Source organism: Streptomyces sp. NPDC088794 (assembly GCF_044750545.1).
In the GTDB taxonomy this organism is placed as follows: Bacteria; Actinomycetota; Actinomycetes; order Streptomycetales; family Streptomycetaceae; genus Streptomyces.
The window spans coordinates 873,982-892,278 of the sequence record NZ_JBIVKB010000001.1 but is presented as its reverse complement, the minus strand read 5'-3'; the positions used below and the strand labels follow the sequence as shown (position 1 = coordinate 892,278).

The following is an 18,297-nucleotide window of genomic DNA, read 5'->3' as shown; positions in this document are numbered from 1 at the left end:
CGAGGGGCTTGTGGGGGGCGTTGGGGATCAGTGCTGCCGTGCGGTGTCGCGTGGGGGGAAGGGGTCGTGCCGGGCCGGCGGGGTGACCGGGGCGTGGCGCACCGGCGGTCCGACGTCCGTCGGGAGCCGGTCCGCCAGGAAGCCGTAGGCCCGCTTCAGGTCCGGGTCCGTCAGCGAGCGCCACCAGCGGTCGACGCCGTACCACCCGGGTGCCGCGAGCGCCCCGCCGTGCTGCTGGACCGACAGTCCGGCCGACAGCACGGCGAACCGCAGCCGCTCCGCCAGCGGCCAGCCTGCCAGCGAGGCGGTCACGAAGCTCGCACCGAAGACGTCACCGGCGCCCGTCGCGTCGAGGACGTCGACGTCGAGGGCCGGGACCTCCGCGTACTCGCCGGTGTGCTGGTCGACGGCCACCGCGCCGTCGCCGCCGCGCGTGACCACGGCCACCGGGACCAGCTCGGAGAGCGTGCCGAGGGCCGCCACCGCGCTGTCGGTGCGGGTGTAGGCCATCGCCTCGGTCTCGTTGGGGAGGAAGGCGTGGCACAGGGAGAGCTGGTCGAGAAGGTCCGAGGACCACTGCTGGGTGGGGTCCCAGCCGACGTCGGCGTAGATCTGCGTGCCGTTCGCCGCGGCCTTCGCGAGCCAGGCCCGTGGTTCCGCCTCGATGTGCACGAGGGCGGTGCGCGCTTCGGGCGGGTCGCCCATCAGCGCGTCCTGCGAGTACGGCGGTTCCTGGCCGTGGGTGACCAGGGCCCGGTCCTGTCCGTGCGCGAGGGAGACGGTGACGGGGGTGGGCCAGCCGTCCGCGACGCGGGAGAGCGAGAGGTCGACGCCTTCCTGACCGGCGAGGACCTCGTGGCAGTAGGCGCCGTAGAAGTCGTCCCCGAAGACCGTGGCCAGCGAGGTGCGCAGGCCGAACCGGGACGCGGCGACCGCCAGGTTGGCGATCCCGCCGGGGCCGCAGCCCATGCCGGCCGTCCAGATCTCCTCACCGGGCGTCGGGGGCTTGCCGAGGCCGGTCAGGACCAGGTCGTAGAAGAGCAGCCCTGTCAACAACACGTCGGGCCGATCGTGGTCCTCGGACACGAAGGCGGTCCTCTCGTCAGAACTCTTCAAATTCGATGCAGGGAATCGTGCGCCCCGCTGCGAGATTGGTCAATAGTCGAGCAGAACTGAGCATAGAAATGATTGAAGATGACGAGTAGTGTTCAGCGCGTGCTGGCAGAACGACGACATCAACTCATCCTGCGGGCCCTGCGCTCCGGTGGCCCCGCGGCCGTGACCGACCTCTCCGAGCAGCTGGGCGTGAGCCCCGCCACGATCAGGCGGGACCTGCTCAAGCTGGAGGAGGACGGTCTGCTCACCCGGGTCCACGGCGGCGCCGTGGCCGAGGAGGGCGACCAGCCCTTCGCCGAGGTCGCCGAGGTACGGGTGGCCGAGAAGGACGCGATAGCGGCGCGCGGCGCGGCGATGGTCAAGGACGGCCAGTCGGTGCTGCTCGACATCGGCACCACCGCCTACCGCCTGGCCCGGCAGCTGCACGGCCGCCGCCTCACCGTGATCACCAGCAACCTGGTGGTCTACGAGGAACTCGCCGACGACGAGGGCATCGAGCTGGTCCTGCTCGGCGGCATGGTCCGCCGCGAGTACCGCTCCCTGGTCGGTTTCCTCACCGAGGACAACCTGCGCCAGCTGCACGCCGACTGGCTCTTCCTCGGCACCAGTGGAGTACGCCCGGGTGGGCAGGTGATGGACACGACGGTCGTCGAGGTGCCGGTCAAGCGAGCCATGATCCAGGCGAGCGACCGGGTCGTCCTCCTCGCCGACCAGGCGAAGTTCCCGGGCACGGGCATGGCGAAGGTCTGCGGTCCCGAGGACCTGGACGTGGTGGTGACGAACGCGCCGGTCGACGCGGCGACCCGCTCCTCCTTCGAGGAGGCGGGCGTCGAGATCGTGCTGGCAGGAAAGGTGCAGGCGTGAAGCTGACGATTCTGGGCGGCGGCGGATTCCGGGTCCCGCTCGTGTACGGGGCGCTGCTGACGGACCATGCCGAGGGCCGGGTCACCCAGGTGGTGCTGCACGACCTGGACGCGGGACGCCTCTCGGCGGTGACCCGGGTCCTGGCCGAACAGGCCGCGGCCGTGCCGGACGCCCCGGAGGTGACCGCGACGACCGACCTGGACGAGGCGCTGCGCGGCGCCGATTTCGTCTTCTCCGCGATCCGTGTGGGCGGCCTGGAGGGCCGGGCGAACGACGAGCGGGTGGCGCTCGCCGAGGGCGTGCTCGGCCAGGAGACGGTGGGCGCGGGCGGCATCGCCTACGGACTGCGCACCGTCCCGGTCGCCGAGGACATCGCCCGCCGCGTCGCGCGACTCGCACCCGACGCCTGGGTCATCAACTTCACCAACCCCGCGGGCCTGGTCACCGAGGCCATGTCCCGCCACCTCGGCGACCGCGTCATCGGCATCTGCGACTCCCCGGTCGGCCTCGGCCGCCGTATCGCCCGCGTGCTGGGCGGCAACCCGAAGGAGGCGTGGATCGACTACGTCGGTCTCAACCACCTCGGCTGGGTCCGCGGCCTGAAGATCGCCGGGCGCGACGAACTGCCCCGGCTCCTTGCCGACCCCGACCTGCTCGGCTCCTTCGAGGAGGGCAAGCTCTTCGGCGTCGACTGGCTCCAGTCGCTCGGCGCGATCCCGAACGAGTACCTGCACTACTACTACTTCAACCGCGAGGCCGTCCGCTCCTACCAGCAGGTGGAGAAGACCCGCGGCGCCTTCCTGCGCGACCAGCAGGCGAGCTTCTACGAGGGGATGAGCGACCCCGGTGCCCGCGCGCTGGCCGCCTGGGAGTCCACCCGCGCCGAGCGCGAGGCGACCTACATGGCCGAGAACCGGGAGACCGCGGGCGCCGGCGAGCGCGACGCCGACGACCTGTCCGGCGGCTACGAGAAGGTCGCCCTGGCGCTGATGCGGGCCATCGCCCGCGACGAGCGCACCACCCTGATCCTCAACGTCCGCAACGCCGGCACCCTCTCCGCCCTGGACGGGGAAGCCGTCATCGAGGTCCCCTGCCTGGTCGACGCCAACGGCGCCCACCCGGTCGCGGTGGACCCGCTGCCCGACCACGCCACCGGTCTGGTCTGCGCGGTGAAGGCGGTCGAGCGCGAGGTGCTCGCCGCCGCCGAGTCCGGGTCCCGTGCCACCGCCGTGAAGGCGTTCGCGCTGCATCCGCTCGTCGACTCGGTCAACGTGGCCCGTCGGCTCGTCGAGGGCTACACCGGGATCCACCCGGGCCTGGCGTATCTTAAGTAGCCGACCGCCGGAAAGCGCTTTCCATCCTTCTTCTGGAGACTTCCATGCACGACGAACGCCGCCGGATCGAGGAGCGCGTCGAGCGCCTCCACAACCAGCGCATCAAGCCCGCGATCTACGCGGCCTCCGTCCCCTTCGAGGTCGAGGCCTGGCAGGCGCCGGGCGAGCCGGTGCCCTTCGAGGAGGCGTCGGCCGCTCCGTACGAGCCCTTCGCGATGGAGACCCCCTGGGGTCCGCCCTGGGGGACGACCTGGTTCCGGATGCGCGGGCAGGTGCCCGCCGAGTGGGCCGGGAAGCGCGTCGAGTCGGTCATCGACCTCGGCTTCGTGGGCGACTGGCCCGGCAACCAGGCCGAGGCCCTGGTCCATCTGACCGACGGGACCCCGCTGAAGGCGGTCAACCCGCTCAACCAGTACGTGGCGATCGCCAACCCGGCGGTCGGCGGCGAGCAGATCGACTATCTCGTCGAGGCCGCCTCCAACCCCGACATCCTCGCCAACGACTTCGCGGGGCCGACCCCGCTCGGCGACGTCCTCACCGCAGGCGACAAGCCGCTCTACACCTTCAAGCGCGCCGACCTCGCCGTCCTCGACGAGAACGTCTTCCACCTCGACCTCGACATCCAGGTGCTGCGCGAGCTGATGCTGGAGCTGGGCGAGCACGACCCGCGCCGGCACGAGATCATGCACGCCCTCGACCGCGCCATGGACCTGCTCGACCTGGACGACATCGCCGGCTCGGCCGTGGCGGTGCGCGAGGCGCTGGCGCCCGTGCTCGCCAAGCCCGCCAACGCCAGCGCGCACATCGTCTCCGGCGTCGGCCACGCGCACATCGACTCGGCCTGGCTGTGGCCGATCCGCGAGACCAAGCGCAAGACCTCCCGCACCTTCTCCAACGTCACCTCGCTGGCCGACGAGTACGAGGACTTCATCTTCGCCTGCTCGCAGGCCCAGCAGTACGAGTGGGTCCGCGACAACTACCCCCAGGTCTGGGGCCGCATCCAGGAGTCCGTCAAGAAGGGCCAGTGGGCGCCGGTCGGCGGCATGTGGGTCGAGGCCGACGGCAACCTGCCCGGCGGCGAGGCCGTGGCCCGCCAGCTCATCCACGGCAAGCGGTTCTTCATCGAGCACTTCGGCGTGGAGACCAAGGGCGTCTGGCTGCCCGACTCCTTCGGCTACAACGCGGCCTACCCGCAGCTCGCCAAGCTCGCCGGCAACGACTGGTTCCTCACCCAGAAGATCTCCTGGAACCAGACCAACAAGTTCCCCCACCACACCTTCTGGTGGGAGGGCATCGACGGCACCCGCATCTTCACCCACTTCCCGCCCGTCGACACCTACAACGCCCGCTTCAGCGGCGAGGAGATGTCCCGCGCGGTCCGCAACTACCAGGAGAAGGGCAACGCCAACCGCTCCCTGGCTCCCTTCGGCTGGGGCGACGGCGGTGGCGGCCCCACCCGCGAGATCATGGAGCGTGCCCGCCGGCTGAAGGACCTGGAGGGCTCCGCGAAGGTCGAGATCGAGCACCCTGACGCCTTCTTCGCCAAGGCCCGCGAGGAGTACCCGGACGCCCCCGTCTGGGTCGGCGAGCTCTACCTGGAGCTGCACCGCGCCACCTACACCTCGCAGGCCCGCACCAAGCAGGGCAACCGGCGCAGCGAACACAAGCTCCGCGAGGCCGAGTTGTGGGCGACCACGGCCGCCCTGCACGCGCCGGACTACGCCTATCCGTACGAGAAGCTCGACCGCCTGTGGAAGACGGTCCTGCTGCACCAGTTCCACGACATCCTGCCGGGCTCCTCGATCGCCTGGGTGCACCGCGAGGCCGAGGCCGAATACGCCCGTGTGGCGCAGGAGTTGGAGGCGCTGACCGCCGAGGCGGTGGCAGCGATGGGCGCCGACGGGACCCGGGTGTTCAACGCCGGCCCCTTCGACCGCGCCGAGGTCGTGCGGACGGCCGCGGGTGTCGCCGCGTACGTCGAGGTGCCGGGCAGCGGCAGCGCGCCGCTCACCGACGCCGAGCCCCCGCAGCCGGTGACCGTCACGGGTCGCGTCCTCGACAACGGCCTGATCCGCGTCGAGGTGGCCGAGGACGGCACCCTGTCCTCCGTGCGCGACCTGCGCGCGGGCGGCCGTGAAGTCCTCGCCGAGCAGGGCAACTTGCTGCGTCTGCACACCGACCTCCCCAACTACTGGGACGCCTGGGACGTCGACAAGCACTACAAGAACCGCTACACGGACCTGCTGGACGCCGACTCCGTGGAGATCGCCGACGAGGACCCGCTGCTCGGCTCGATCCGCGTCACACGCTCCTTCGGCAAGGGCTCGAAGATCACCCAGACGATCACGGTCCGCGCGGGCAGCCCCCGGATCGACTTCGAGACGGACATCGACTGGCACGAGGCCGAGAAGTTCCTCAAGGCCGGCTTCCCCGTCGACATCCGCGCCCCGCACTCCTCGGCGGAGATCGCGTTCGGTCACGTCCAGCGGCCCACGCACACCAACACCAGCTGGGAGGCGGCCCGTTTCGAGGTCTCCGGCCACCGCTGGGTGCACATCGGCGAGCCCGGCTACGGCGTCGCCGTCATCAACGACTCGACCTACGGCCACGACGTCTCCCGCACGGTCCGCGAGGACGGCGGTACGACCACCACGGTCCGCCTCTCCCTGGTCCGCGCCCCGCGCGTCCCCGACCCCGGGGCCGACCAGGGCCGCCACCGCTTCACCTACGCGCTGCTGCCCGGCGCGAGCATCGAGGACGCGGTCGCCGAGGGCTACGCCCTCAACCTCCCGCTGCGCGTCGCCGATTCGGCGGGCACCCCGGAGCCGGTCGTCTCGGTGACCGGCGAGGGCGTCACCGTCGAGGCGGTCAAGCTCGCCGACGACGAGTCCGGCGATGTCGTGGTGCGGCTCTACGAGTCGCGCGGCGGCCGTGCCCAGGGCGTCCTGCGCACCGGCTTCCCGCTCGCGGGCGCCGAGGTGACCGACCTCCTGGAGCGGCCCCTGGAGACCGCGTCCGTCGACGACGGCGGTGTCCTGGTCGAGCTGCGCCCCTTCCAGATCCTCACGCTGCGCCTGAAGCGGGCCGGGGTGAACTGACCTTGGCCATGCAACCCTGGTTCACCGACGCCAAGTTGGGGATCTTCGTGCACTGGGGCATCTATGCCGTCGACGGCGTCCAGGAGTCCTGGTCGTTCTACGACGACATCGTGCCGCACGACCGGTACATGTCCCAGCTGGAGCGCTTCACCGGTGCCCACTACGACCCGCGCGCCTGGGCGGACCTGTTCGCCCGGGCGGGCGCGAAGTACGCGGTGCTGACGAGCCGTCACCATGACGGAGTCGCCCTGTGGGACACGGAGTTCGGCGACCTCAACCTCGGCCGGGACTACCTGACCGGCTATACCGAGGCGCTGCGCGAGAAGGACCTCAAGGTCGGCTTCTACTACTCGCACTCCGACTGGAACCACCCCGACTACGCCTCCACGCGCAAGCCGGGCCGCCCGCCGGAGCAGGAGGACAACCGCTACTCGGAAGTCGCCGCCGAGGACGAGGACCTGGCGGCCTGGGAACGCTTCCTCGCCTACCGCGACGGCCAGATCCGCGAACTCGCCTCCCGCCACCGGCCCGACCTGATGTGGTTCGACGGCGAGTGGGACCGCAGCGAGGAGCAGTGGCGGATCCCCGAACTGGCCGCGCTCATCCGGTCGTACACGCCGCAGGTCGTCTTCAACGCCCGCATGCTCAGCGAGGGCGACTACGCCACCCCCGAGCAGGGCGCCCCCATCGTGCCGCCGGACGGCCCGTGGGAGCTGTGCCTGACGATCAACGACTCGTGGGGGTACCAGCACCACGACCACAACCACAAGTCGCTCGCGCAGCTCGTCCGCTACTTCACCGAGACCATCGGTGGCGGCGGCAACCTGCTGCTCGACGTCGGCCCGATGGAGGACGGCACCATCCCGCAGCCGCAGGTCGAACGCCTGGAGGGGTTGGGGGAGTGGATCCGCAAGCACTCCGAGGCCGTGTACGGGACCGTGCGCGGGCTGCCGGCCGGGCACCACTACGGGCCCAGCACGCTGTCCGCCGACGGCCGGACCCTCTACCTCACGCTGTTCGACGCCCCGCGCGCCGAGATCGGGGTACGGGGGCTGGCCACCAAGGTCCGCCGGGTGAGTGTGCTCGGCACCGGCACGGAACTCGCCCACCGGGTGGTCGGCGGCCTGCACGAGGCGGTCGGCGTGCTGTGGATCGACCCGCCCGCCGCGGCGGACCTCGATCCGTACGCCACCGTGCTCGCGGTCGAGCTGGACGGGGAGCTGGAGCTGTACCGGGGGGCCGGGCGGTTCTGAAGCCGTACCGGGGCGCCGGGCGGTTCTGATCCTCGCGGCGTCCTGATTCCCATGGAGAATTAAGAGAACGGTAAGTCCCCTGGTCAAGGGCCGCATTTAGGCTCCGCTGACCAGGGGTGTTCCTTTTTTGGACACCTGGAGTTCGCCTGTCGCGCCTGAGATGCGCCGGTAAGGCGAGAGAAAGGTGCGACCGTGCGTGAGCCGCGAATGTCCGCGATAGGGAAGGGCCTCAGGCGCCGGGGACGGCTCATGGCCGAGGCGGTGAGCCCGCCGCGCCGGAGCCTGGACGCGATGCCGTCACCTCGCAGCGCCTCCAAGAACCCGGCGGCCACGAAGAGTTCGGCCACGCCGTCGTACACCGCCCCGGGCGCCCCGCGCCTGGTCGAGTCGCCGGTCTTCGTGCTGTCCTCGGTGCGATCGGGATCGACGCTGCTGCGGGTCCTGCTCAACAGCCACAGCCGGATCCGCGCCCCGCACGAGATGCATCTGCGCACCCTGCACGTCGACTTGAGCCGGACCTTCAGCGCGGACGCGATGCAGGCACTGCAACTCGACAAGGACGAGCTGGAGCACATGCTGTGGGACCGGGTGCTGCACCTGGAACTCACCCGCAGCGGCAAGGACGTCATCGTCGACAAGACCCCGCCCAACACCCTCATCTGGCCGCGCCTGCACCGATGTTGGCCGGACGCCCGCTACATCCTGCTGCTGCGGCACCCGGGCGCGATCGTCGCCTCCCTGACCGACCGCCGCAAGAACCCGGACCAGGAGGACATCCGCGCCGAAGTCCTGCGCTACGCAGAGAAGTTGGAGGAGGCCCGGCTGGGTCTCGGCTCCGTCCACGTGGTCACGTACGAGGAACTCACCGCCGACCCGGAGCGGGTCACGCGCGGCTTGTGCGACCACCTGGGTGTCGCGTGGGAGCCCGCCATGCTGGACTACGGCAGCAAGGACCACGGGACCTTCCGCCCCCAGCTCGGCGACTGGTCCAGCACGATCAAGTCGGGCCGTGTCCAGCCCGCCAGACCCGCCGACGCCACGGCCGAACTGCCGCCCAGGCTCGTGGAGTTGGCGAAGGCGTGGGGGTACCCGACCTGACGGGTGCCCCCACGCCTGCTGTCGCTGACAGTTCAGCCGGTCGAGCCGATGGCTCAGCCGGTGAAGCCGGCCGTGATCGAGGTGAACTGCCAGGTGTTGTGGCTGATGCCGGAGCAGTTGCTCACCACGCCGCCGCCCGGGCACGGCCGGTCACGGTTGACCGCCCAGAACGCGAGACGGGCGATGTGGTGACTGTTCGACCAGTCCTTGATCTGGGTCCAGATCGCGGGCGTGGTGTTCTCCTGCTGGTCGGACAGGCCGTTCATGCCGGAGATGCCGATGTGGGAGTACGCGGTGGCGTCGTCCCAGCCGAACGTCGACTTCAGCTTGGTCTTCAGGCCCTCCGCCGCGTTGACGGTGTTGCCGTACATGTCCGCGCCGCCGCCGAAGTCGAACGGCATGATGGTGAAGACGTCGATGTTCGCGCCGAGCGACTGGGCCTGTTCGATCAGCCGGTTGCCGTAGTAGGTCGGCCCTGTGGTCGACGTCCCGAAGGTGACGATGGTCTTCAGGCCGGGGTTGTTGGCCTTGACCGTCTTCAGGGCGGTGAGGATCTTCGCCTGCGTGGCCTCGTTCTCGAACTCGTCGGTGTTCTCGATGTCCATGTCGACGGCCTTGAGTCCGTAGGCGTCGATCACCTTCTGGATCGCTCCGGCGAGCGCGCTCGCGGAGGAGCAGTTGGCGCCGAGCTTGCTGCCCTGCCAGCCGCCGAACGACGGGACGATGTCACCGCCGGCCGACCGGATCTGGTTGATGGCGGTCTGGTCGACCCCGCCCGTCAGCGCCCGTTGGCCGTCCCACGCGGGGTTGCAGCCGCCGGAGTCGAGGACGAAGGCCATCGTGAACCACTTGACGCCGGTCGCGGCCATCACCGTGGTCGGGCTCGGCGGGTCGCCCCAGCCCTCGAAGAGGTAGGGCGCGGCCTGCTTGAACCCGGTGGGGGTGCCGGTGCCCGCGTCCGTCGTGACGCTCACGGAGTTGGAGGCCGCCGAGGAGTTGCCGGCCGCGTCGCGCGCCCGGACGGTGAAGGTGTAGGCGGTGCTGGGCGAGAGCCCGCTGACCGTCGCCGTCGTACCGGAGACGCTGAGCACCTGGCTGGAACCGGCGTAGATGTCGTAGGCCGTGACGCCCACGTTGTCCGTCGAGGCGTTCCACTTCAGCGACACGCTCGACGAGGTCTTGCCGGTGGAGGAGAGGGCGCCGGGGGTCGTCGGCGCCTGGGTGTCGTTGCTGCCGCCGGGCCCGTCCAGGCTGATGTCGTCGGCGTAGTAGGTGCCCTGCGCGTACCAGCCGTGCGTGTAGATCGTCGCGCTGGTCTGCGAGGCACCGGAGGTGAAGGAGACGCTCAACTGGCTGTACGCCGACGGGGACGTGGTCCACGTCGAGGCGCCGCCGTTCACACCGAGGTAGACGTAGGAGCCGCGGACCCAGCCGGTCAGCGCGTACGTCGTGTTCGGCTGGACCGCGACGGTCTGGCTGCACTGCGCGATGTCGCTCGAACTCACCGCCCCCTGAAGGGCCTTGGTGCCTCCGTGGACGGGGGAGGAGACGACCGAGCCCAGGTTGCCGGTGCAGGTCCAGGGCGAGAGGGCGCCCGACTCGAAGCCGGGGTTGGGCAGGATGTTGGCCGCTTCGGCCGTGGTCGGCAGGGCGACGGCTCCGGCGAGTGCGAGAGCGGCGGTGCCGAGGAGTGCGAGGAGTCGACGTCCGGGACGTCTGAGTGGGTTACGCACGCGATCTCCCTGAAGTAATGGGGATGTTCGGGAGTGCAGACTCGGGAGTACCGAGCAGAGCAGGGTGCGTCACCCAAGTTGGTATGGACCAATCGCGGTGTCAAGGTACTGCGATGCGATTGGTCCAGACCGGTATGAAGTTGTACGTCCGGGCGTGATCCGCCGGGCGTCCAGGGCGTGATCCGCCGCGCGGGGCCTAGGCGGACGCGCCCGCGTGGCTGCCCGCCGACTGCGGGGCGACCCCGACGGATTCGGCCGACTCCGCCGACTGCGCGGGCATCGCCGGCAGGGACAGCTGCTCGTCCTCGTCCGGCCGTTGGTGCGACACCGACAGCGGGCGCAGCTGGCGCGGTCCCGACACCACCGTGTAGTCCTGTCCAAGGAACGGCGGCACGATTTCGCCCGGGTCCTCGCCGAGTGCCAACTGCACAGCCGCCCAAGGGGCGTTGACCCCGCACAGCGACAGCTGGTGCAGCCCGCCGGCGGGCCGCGTGTTGACGTCCATCAGCACCGGGCGGTCACCGAACATCCGGAACTGGATGTTGGACAGATAGTGCAGCCCGAAGCCCTCCGCGATCCGTCGCGCCGGCTCCAGCCACTGCTCGTGCAGCGTGAACCCGCGCCGCCGACCGTTCTTCGTCCGGCCGATCGCCAGCCGCACCCGGTTGTCGGGACCGGTGAGGCAGTCCACCGACACCTCCGGCTCCTCAAGACGCGGCATCACCAGCCAGTCGACCGGCTCGTCGGTCTCCTTGAGTGCGCCGAGGACCAGATCCAGTGGCACATACGAGCTCGGGAACCCGGTCAGATGCATCATCGAGAACGGCGTACGCGTGATGACCCGGAAGCCCACCCCGCCCGCACCGGACGCCGGCTTGAAGCACGCCTTGTGCCCGTCGGCCTCCAACTCCTCGACGGCGGCGAGGAGTTCGTCGGCGTTGCGGACGCGGAACCACGACGGCACGGGCACGCCGATCGCCTGCACGGCCTCGTACGCGATCACCTTGTCGTGGAAGACGGCGACCGCCTCGGGCGGCGGGGCCAGCAGTGCGGTGCCGACCGACTCGAAGTCGGCGCGGTGCGCCACGACCGCCGACTGGTGCAGCCGGGGCACGAAGACATCGATGCCACGGCGCTGGCACTGGTCGAGCGCGTACTCGACGTACGCGGCCGGGGACAGGCCCTCGGGTTCCAGGTCGGCGGTGTCGGCGGCGGCCAGCACGGGAGAGTCCGCGTCCCCGTGCGTCGCATGAATCTCGACGGCGCGATCGCTGGGATTTCGCCGCAGCTGATCCATGAAGAACACGTTCTCCGCGTACGTGCGGTTGAGCCAGACGCGTACGCGAGAGACCATGCAGGCCGCCTTTCATGGTTCGCGGGCAGGGCAAAGCAGGCCCGTGCCCGGGCAGGGTGGAGGGAGGGTCGCCAAACAACCCCTGCTTGAAGGGAAGTTCCTGGCGGTGGTGTTGGGGCGATCATACGGCTTCGCGGAGGCCGGGCGTGCAACGTACGTGTTACGGATTTTCCGATCATGCCCACCCGGATCAGGAGTTCCGCACGCGTCGACGCGGTCCGCGCCGGACCGCCTTGTCGGGGGGCCGTGAATATGTTGTCGTGGTCCCGACCGGTGCGCGTGGGACGTGCCGGTCGTGCGGAGGGGGCGCGAGGTGACGTCGACGGCCGGTGGTGCCGGACAGCTGCTGGCCATCAGTGACCTGCACATCGGGTACGCGGAGAACCGCGCCCTGGTCGAGGAGATGCGGCCGGACACGGACGACGACTGGCTGCTCGTGGCCGGCGACGTCTCCGAGACCGTGGCCGACATCCGCTGGGCGCTGAAGACCCTCGCGAGCCGCTTCCGCAAGGTGATCTGGGCGCCCGGCAACCACGAGCTGTGGACCCACCCCAAGGACCCCGTCACCGCGCGCGGCACCGCCCGCTACGAGCACCTGGTCACCATGTGCCGGGAGCTGGGGGTGACCACTCCGGAGGACCCGTATCCCGTCTGGGAAGGACCTGGCGGCCCGGTCGTCGTGGCCCCGCTCTTCCTGCTCTACGACTACTCGTTCCTCCCGGCCGGCTGCGTCACCAAGGAGCAGGGGCTCGAGTACGCGCACACGACCGGCATCGTCTGCAACGACGAGTACCTCCTGCACCCCGACCCGTACCCGAGCCGCGAGGCCTGGTGCCGGGCCCGGGTCGCGGAGACCGAACGGCGGCTCGCGGAGATCCCCGAGGACCTGCCCACGGTCCTCGTCAACCACTACCCGCTGGACCGGCACCCCACCGACGTCCTGTGGCACCCCGAGTTCGCCATGTGGTGCGGCACCGACCTCACCGCCGACTGGCACCGCCGGTTCCGGGTCGCGACCATGGTCTACGGACACCTGCACATCCCGCGCACCACCTGGCACGAGGGCATCCGCTTCGAAGAGGTGTCCGTCGGCTACCCACGGGAGTGGCGCAAGCGGCCCCAGCCACCGGGCAGACTGAGGCGGATCCTGCCGTACGACCCGGGCGCGTCGGACGTGTCGAAGGAGGTCGGGACCCGGTGATCGAGGAGCTGCTGCCGCCCGAGGTGGTCGCCGTCGAGGTACTCGGCGACGACGGGAGCGAGCCCGCCCCGCTGTACCCGGAGGAGGCGGCGGTGGTCGCGCAGGCCGTCGCCAAGCGCCGCCGCGAGTTCGCCCTGGTCCGGGCCTGCGCGCGCCGGGCCATGGAGAAGCTCGGCGTGCCGCCGGCGCCCCTGCTGCCCGGCGAGCGCGGCGCACCGGGCTGGCCCGCGGGACTGGTCGGCAGCATGACCCACTGCGACGGCTACTGCGCCGCCGTCCTCGTCCGCGCCGGCGAGCTGGCCTCCCTCGGCATCGACGCCGAACCCCACGGACCGCTCCCCGAGGGCGTCCTGGACGCCGTGTCGCTGCCCGTGGAGGCGGTCCGGCTGCGGGCGCTGGCCCAGGAGCGTCCCGGCGTCCACTGGGACCGGCTGCTGTTCAGCGCCAAGGAGTCCGTCTACAAGGCGTGGTTCCCCCTCACCGGGCAGTGGCTGGAGTTCACCGAGGCCGACATCGAGGTCTTCCACGACCCCGGCGAACGGCTGCACGGCGGCTTCCGCGCCGAACTGCTCGTGCCGGGGCCGCTCGTCGGCGGACGGCGCGTCAGCCACTTCGAGGGCCGCTGGACCGTCCAGCGGGGCCTGGTGGCGACGGCGATCAGCGTGCCGCACACCACCACCTGAACCACGGTTACGACGGCTCCTAACCGCCGGGGCACCAGCTCTGGAGCAGTCGGAAGAACTCCTCCTCGTTGCCCCGCAACCCGGCGTCCGCCAGAGCCCGTTCCGCCTCCGCGAGGACGGCGGGCGGGACGACGGGTGGTCGGCGGGTCTCGGGCGGGGCGTCGGCGTCGAAGGCGGCTCGCACGGTGTGCAGCAGTCGCATGTAGGCCTGCACGGCGGTGCGCTCGCGGTCGGTCAGAACGGCGGTGGGCATCATCGGGCGGCTCCTTCTGGATCGGCGTCGTCGGTCGCTCGTCCCAAGCTTGCCGTCCACCACTGACAATCGGGTTTCGCCGCCTTCCGGTTCGCCCGCTTAGCCGAGGCGAAACGTCCCCGAAATCCCTTGTGGGAAAGCGGTCCTACGCTAGGAGAAAGAGCTTTCGGCCGTGTTCCGCACGGCCGGGGAACGGGAGGCGAACGCGTGGTCGACGTCCCGCGTCGGCGTCCGGTGCGCGCCGTACGGCTGCGTTCGGTGGGCGACGACGAACTGGCGCTGCGGTACCGCGTCGTGCACGGCTACCGGCGCGCCTTCCGCATGGCGGGCGAGGGCCCCGCGCTGGTCCTCATCCACGGCATCGGCGACTCCTCGGCCACCTGGACCGAGCTGATCCCCGACCTCGCCCGCACCCATACCGTCATCGCCCCCGACCTGCTCGGGCACGGAGCCTCCGACAAGCCCCGCGCCGACTACTCGGTGGCCGCGTACGCGAACGGCGTGCGGGACCTGCTGACGGCCCTCGGCATCGAGTCGGCCACCCTGGTCGGGCACTCGCTGGGCGGGGGAGTGGCCATGCAGTTCGCCTACCAGTTCCCCGAGCGCACCGAGCGGCTCATCCTGGTCGGCGCCGGAGGCGTGGGGCGCGAGGTCAACCCCCTGCTGCGGTTGGTCTCCCTGCCGGGCGCGCATCTGATGCTGTCGTCGCTGCGGCTGCCGGGGATGCGGCTCCAAGTCGGCCTGACGATACGGCTGATGAAGCTGCTGAACACCGATCTGGGGCAGGACGCGGGCGAGTGGCTGAACCTGGTCGACGCCCTGCCCGACGAGACCGCGCGCAACGCCTTCGTACGGACCCTGCGCGCGGTCGTCGACTGGCGCGGGCAGGTCGTCACCATGCTCGACCGGTGCTATCTGACCGAGGGCATGCCGACCATGCTGCTGTGGGGCGACCGGGACAGCGTGGTGCCCGTGCGGCACGCGTACGGGGCGCACGAGGCGATGCCGGGCAGCCGGCTGGAGATCTTCGAGGGCGCCGGACACTTCCCGTTCCACAGCGATCCCGGGCGATTCGTGTCGCTGGTCGAGGAGTTCACCCGGACCACGGACCCGGCCGACTGGAGCCGCGAGCACTGGCGGGAGCTGCTCTGCGACGGACAGCCGGACATGGACACGGCGTACGGCCGGGCGGCGGAGGCGGAGCTGCGGGAGGCGAGCGAGCGCAGCGCCACGTGACGGTGAGCGGGGTACCGGTGCACGGGGCGAGCGCCGTTCGGTAACGCGTCGCTCCAGCACGGCAGTTGGGCGCGCGCGGCGCACTGTCACCGCGCGTAGCGTTTCAGCCCTGTGGCCCCAGATACCCCAGCGACGCCCCGATCCGGCCCGCCAGGTGGTCGCGCTGCACCGGGCCGCGCAGTCCCGAACCGGCGAGCCACGTACGGCACTTGCTGGCCAGCAGCAGCCCGAAGGCCTCCGCCTCCTGCTCCTCGGCCTGGTCGAAGTGGCTGCGGGCGGCGACCGCGCGCACGGTGGCCAGCAGGTCCGCCCCGTCGTCCAGCAGCCGGGCCGCCACCTTGGCGCCTTCGACGTGATGGCCATGGTGGTCGGCCTGCATGTGCCACAGCTCGTGGCCCAGGATCACCAACTGGTGATCGGGCGCGGTGCGTTCCTCGATGACGACGAGGTCCTGGTCGGTCATGTCGAGCCACAGGCCGCTGGCCGTCGCCGTGGGGAAGGCCGCCGTACGGAAGTGCACCGGGCGACCGCGGCGGCGGCTCATCGCGGAGCACAGGGCGCCGTACAGGTCCGCCGGTGGCGCGGGCGCGGGCAGCGTGAGTTCGGTGACCAACTCGCCGCACAGGCGGCGCATCTGCTTGCCGATGCCCACAGTTCTCCCCCGGCTCACGACTCGGGCCGCTTGACGCTCTCCAGGAGCATGTCCAGCCACTCCGCGACCTTGTCGCGGTGCTGGTCGGTGGGGAGTTGGGCGGCCCGCCAGGCGATCCCGCGCACCCCGTGGTCCTGCAGCAGCCGCTCCAGCGGGTCCTCGCCGGTGCCGTCCGCCTCCCGCTCGGCGAGCTTCTGCAGCAACTCCTGCTCGGTGCTCTGCAGAGCACCGGTGAGGGCCTCGGGGTCCTCGGCGGTGAGGAAGCCCGCGTGCACCCGGAAGAAGCGCTGGATGGCGTCGCAGTGCTCCATGGTGGGGCGCCGGTCGCCGTTGATGAGGGCGCCGGCCTGCTGGCGGGACATACCCGCGCCGTCGGCGATCTCCTGCTGGGTGTACTTGCGGCCGTTGGGCTTCAGGCGGGTGCGGCGCAGCAGGCCCAGGCGCTGGAGGAAGCGGGCCTGGACGTCGGGCTCGCCCGCCGGGCGACCGTTCAACAGGTCCCGCACCACCGGCTGCGGTACTCCGGAGGCGGCGGAGAGGCGGCCGACGTCGAAGACCTCCGTGTGCGCGACGCCCAGGCGGTCGGCGAGCGCGGCGACGCGAGCGACGACGGCCGGCAGCGCAGCGGTCGCCGTGGTGCCCGGACCCTCGAAGCCATCCGTCACCGACAGATCTCCTACGTTTCTCACCGGCTTTTCACAAGCCGTTGCCGTGAACCCGACGGACATTACCCGTAGGTTCGAACTCACATCCAGGTCTCGCCACAACTGTGGCCAATTTAAGCCGTCAACAGGCACGGAATGCCACGATAGTTGACACGGCTCGCGTCGGGACCGCAGGATCAAGGCGCCGCGTGAAGGCCGCATAGGCAAGAGGGGTGACCTCCCGATGGCGTATCAGGCAGGAGGGCAGCGGCCGGCACCGCGGCCCGTCCCCGAGAGCCCCGAGGCTCAGGCGTATCTGCAGGACTACGCCACCCTCGTGGAGGCTGTCCCCTTTCCGTCCGTCGTCTTCGACCACCGCTGGGACGTCGTTCTTTCGAACAGTGCATTCGCGTCACTTTTCCGCGAGATGAGCCCGCATCCGACCGCGATGCCGGGCGACAACCTGCTGCGTTTCGTGCTGTTCCACCCGGACGCGGGCACGGTCCTCGGCGATCACGAGTCCCTGTGGTGCCTGCCGATGCTGGCCCACTTCTCGACCGCCGTGGAGCGGTGCGCCCACGACCATGGACTTCAGGCCATTCGCCGCGAGATCGCCCAGGACCCGATCATGGAGGCCGCGTACCGGCAGGGCCTGCCGCACTGGATGTGCGTGGCCGGGGAGGCCGCCCTCGAACAGGACGGTGTCGTGCGGCCCGTCCTCCATCCCGATCCGCGCTGGGGCGCCACCGACTGCCGGGTGGTGGACGAGACACCGCGGACGCTGCGCGAGCTGGGATACCGGCGGCTGACGCTGGTGCTGCGCGAGACCCGCCGTGAGCGGTCCCGGCCGCGCGGTGCCAGGTCCACGGCCGCTCATCTCAGGGTGGTTCCCACCCCCGAGGCCTGACCGGGCACCGTCGGCGTTCAGGTCGCCGACGGCGCCCAGTCAGTGATCCGGGCGGTTGTCGATCCGGGCTTCAGCGAGCGGTCGTCACCAGCACCAACGGGATGCCGTGGCACGGGAACAGTCGTATGCCGTCGAGGTCCGCGGGGCGCGACCGCTCCAACACCCCCGCGAAATCAGGGCCCTTGGTCAGCGAGCCGGCGAGATGGGCGGGGTCCGCGGAGGCCGCCACCCGGCCGCGCGCGTTCGCCAGGTACGCCGGTCCCGGCAGCCCTCGCAGCAACGGCAGTGCGGCCGCCTCGAAGTGCCGCAGGTACACGTCCGCCGCGGCCACTCCGACGAACCGGCCCGCCACCTCGACGGGTGCGGAGAGCGTGAGGCTGTACTCGTCCGAGCAGAGGTAGTCGACGTAGGGGCCCGCCACCGCCCGCCGGCCGGTGTCGCGGGGCAGCGCGAACCAGTCCCAGTGCGTGTAGTCCGAGTACGCCGAGTGCTGCGGGTCGAGGTCCAACAGAAGGGGTTTCACGTCCCCTTGGGCACCGGTCTGCCACCACTCCAGCCAGGCCGGCACGTCGGTCAGCAGACCCGGGGCGGCGACGAAGCCCACCCCGGAGACCAACTCCTGGCGGGTCAGGCGCAGATGGAGACCGGGGCGGAGCGCGGCCAGGTCGGCGGTCGCGGGGCGGCGCTGCCGGCCGGCCACCCGGGTCAGCAACTCCGTCGCGTCCGTGCGGGTTTCGGCGACCGCGTCGAACACCGCCTCCAGCGCGTCGCCCACCCGCGCCGCCACCTGTTCCTCGGCGGAAGTGTCGAGCGTCGGGGTCGCCGTGCCGACGAGGCCAGGGCTGCTGCTCATGGGGCCCTCCAGCGGACG

General features: G+C 70.9%; 16 protein-coding genes. 9 read left to right on the top strand and 7 right to left on the bottom strand.

What is annotated here, in order from left to right; translation table 11 throughout:
* Positions 1-27: 27 nt before the first annotated feature.
* Complete coding sequence (locus ACIP6U_RS04035; protein WP_401712562.1) at positions 28-1,086, bottom strand: carbohydrate kinase family protein; 1,059 nt, start codon at positions 1,084-1,086, stop codon at positions 28-30.
* Between the two features lie 129 nt (positions 1,087-1,215).
* Between ACIP6U_RS04035 and ACIP6U_RS04030 the strand changes: the two genes are divergently transcribed.
* From ACIP6U_RS04030 to ACIP6U_RS04010, 5 genes are all read left to right on the top strand, one after another.
* Positions 1,216-1,980, top strand: a complete 765-nt coding sequence (locus tag ACIP6U_RS04030) for a DeoR/GlpR family DNA-binding transcription regulator (RefSeq protein WP_124001918.1) — start codon at positions 1,216-1,218, stop codon at positions 1,978-1,980.
* The gene (locus ACIP6U_RS04025) at positions 1,977-3,314 is read left to right on the top strand and encodes a 6-phospho-beta-glucosidase (RefSeq protein ID WP_401712559.1); all 1,338 of its coding nucleotides are present in this window, start codon (positions 1,977-1,979) and stop codon (positions 3,312-3,314) included. Before ACIP6U_RS04030 ends, ACIP6U_RS04025 begins: the two co-directional genes overlap by 4 nt.
* A 44-nt stretch (positions 3,315-3,358) precedes the next feature.
* Positions 3,359-6,412, top strand: a complete 3,054-nt coding sequence (locus ACIP6U_RS04020; protein ID WP_401712556.1) for an alpha-mannosidase — start codon at positions 3,359-3,361, stop codon at positions 6,410-6,412.
* 2 nt (positions 6,413-6,414) lie between these two features.
* Positions 6,415-7,665, top strand: a complete 1,251-nt coding sequence (locus ACIP6U_RS04015) for an alpha-L-fucosidase (RefSeq protein WP_401712553.1) — start codon at positions 6,415-6,417, stop codon at positions 7,663-7,665.
* Positions 7,666-7,857: 192 nt separating this feature from the next.
* Positions 7,858-8,763, top strand: coding sequence for a sulfotransferase family protein (locus ACIP6U_RS04010; RefSeq protein ID WP_401712551.1), 906 nt, complete (start codon positions 7,858-7,860; stop codon positions 8,761-8,763).
* A gap of 53 nt (positions 8,764-8,816) precedes the next feature.
* Here ACIP6U_RS04010 and ACIP6U_RS04005 read toward each other — a convergent pair whose 3' ends face one another.
* Positions 8,817-10,496: a carbohydrate binding domain-containing protein gene (locus ACIP6U_RS04005; RefSeq protein WP_401712548.1), complete on the bottom strand. Its 1,680-nt coding sequence runs from the start codon at positions 10,494-10,496 to the stop codon at positions 8,817-8,819.
* A 196-nt stretch (positions 10,497-10,692) separates the two neighbouring features.
* Complete coding sequence (locus ACIP6U_RS04000) at positions 10,693-11,850, bottom strand: ATP-grasp domain-containing protein (RefSeq protein WP_401712546.1); 1,158 nt, start codon at positions 11,848-11,850, stop codon at positions 10,693-10,695.
* A 313-nt stretch (positions 11,851-12,163) separates the two neighbouring features.
* Between ACIP6U_RS04000 and ACIP6U_RS03995 the strand changes: the two genes are divergently transcribed.
* Both ACIP6U_RS03995 and ACIP6U_RS03990 read left to right on the top strand, forming a co-directional pair.
* Positions 12,164-13,051 carry a metallophosphoesterase family protein gene (locus tag ACIP6U_RS03995; RefSeq protein WP_401712543.1) on the top strand — a complete coding sequence of 296 codons (888 nt, stop codon included), beginning with the start codon at positions 12,164-12,166 and terminating at the stop codon, positions 13,049-13,051.
* The gene (locus ACIP6U_RS03990) at positions 13,048-13,734 is read left to right on the top strand and encodes a 4'-phosphopantetheinyl transferase (protein ID WP_401712540.1); all 687 of its coding nucleotides are present in this window, start codon (positions 13,048-13,050) and stop codon (positions 13,732-13,734) included. Before ACIP6U_RS03995 ends, ACIP6U_RS03990 begins: the two co-directional genes overlap by 4 nt.
* A 19-nt stretch (positions 13,735-13,753) precedes the next feature.
* On the opposite strand, the gene ACIP6U_RS03985 is transcribed toward ACIP6U_RS03990, so the two are convergent.
* Positions 13,754-13,987: a hypothetical protein gene (locus ACIP6U_RS03985; RefSeq protein WP_401712538.1), complete on the bottom strand. Its 234-nt coding sequence runs from the start codon at positions 13,985-13,987 to the stop codon at positions 13,754-13,756.
* Positions 13,988-14,194: 207 nt separating this feature from the next.
* Here ACIP6U_RS03985 and ACIP6U_RS03980 point away from each other — a divergent pair, with 207 nt between their 5' ends.
* Positions 14,195-15,223, top strand: coding sequence for an alpha/beta fold hydrolase (locus ACIP6U_RS03980; protein ID WP_401712535.1), 1,029 nt, complete (start codon positions 14,195-14,197; stop codon positions 15,221-15,223).
* Positions 15,224-15,326: 103 nt separating this feature from the next.
* On the opposite strand, the gene ACIP6U_RS03975 is transcribed toward ACIP6U_RS03980, so the two are convergent.
* On the bottom strand, positions 15,327-15,857 hold the full coding sequence (locus ACIP6U_RS03975) for a toxin-antitoxin system, toxin component (protein ID WP_401712923.1): 531 nt from the start codon (positions 15,855-15,857) through the stop codon (positions 15,327-15,329).
* Positions 15,858-15,889: 32 nt separating this feature from the next.
* Positions 15,890-16,540, bottom strand: a complete 651-nt coding sequence (locus tag ACIP6U_RS03970) for a helix-turn-helix transcriptional regulator (protein WP_280874093.1) — start codon at positions 16,538-16,540, stop codon at positions 15,890-15,892.
* A gap of 223 nt (positions 16,541-16,763) precedes the next feature.
* Between ACIP6U_RS03970 and ACIP6U_RS03965 the strand changes: the two genes are divergently transcribed.
* Positions 16,764-17,426: a hypothetical protein gene (locus ACIP6U_RS03965; protein WP_401712531.1), complete on the top strand. Its 663-nt coding sequence runs from the start codon at positions 16,764-16,766 to the stop codon at positions 17,424-17,426.
* A 70-nt stretch (positions 17,427-17,496) separates the two neighbouring features.
* On the opposite strand, the gene ACIP6U_RS03960 is transcribed toward ACIP6U_RS03965, so the two are convergent.
* Positions 17,497-18,279, bottom strand: coding sequence for a cache domain-containing protein (locus ACIP6U_RS03960; RefSeq protein ID WP_401712528.1), 783 nt, complete (start codon positions 18,277-18,279; stop codon positions 17,497-17,499).
* Between the last annotated feature and the right edge of the window lie 18 nt (positions 18,280-18,297).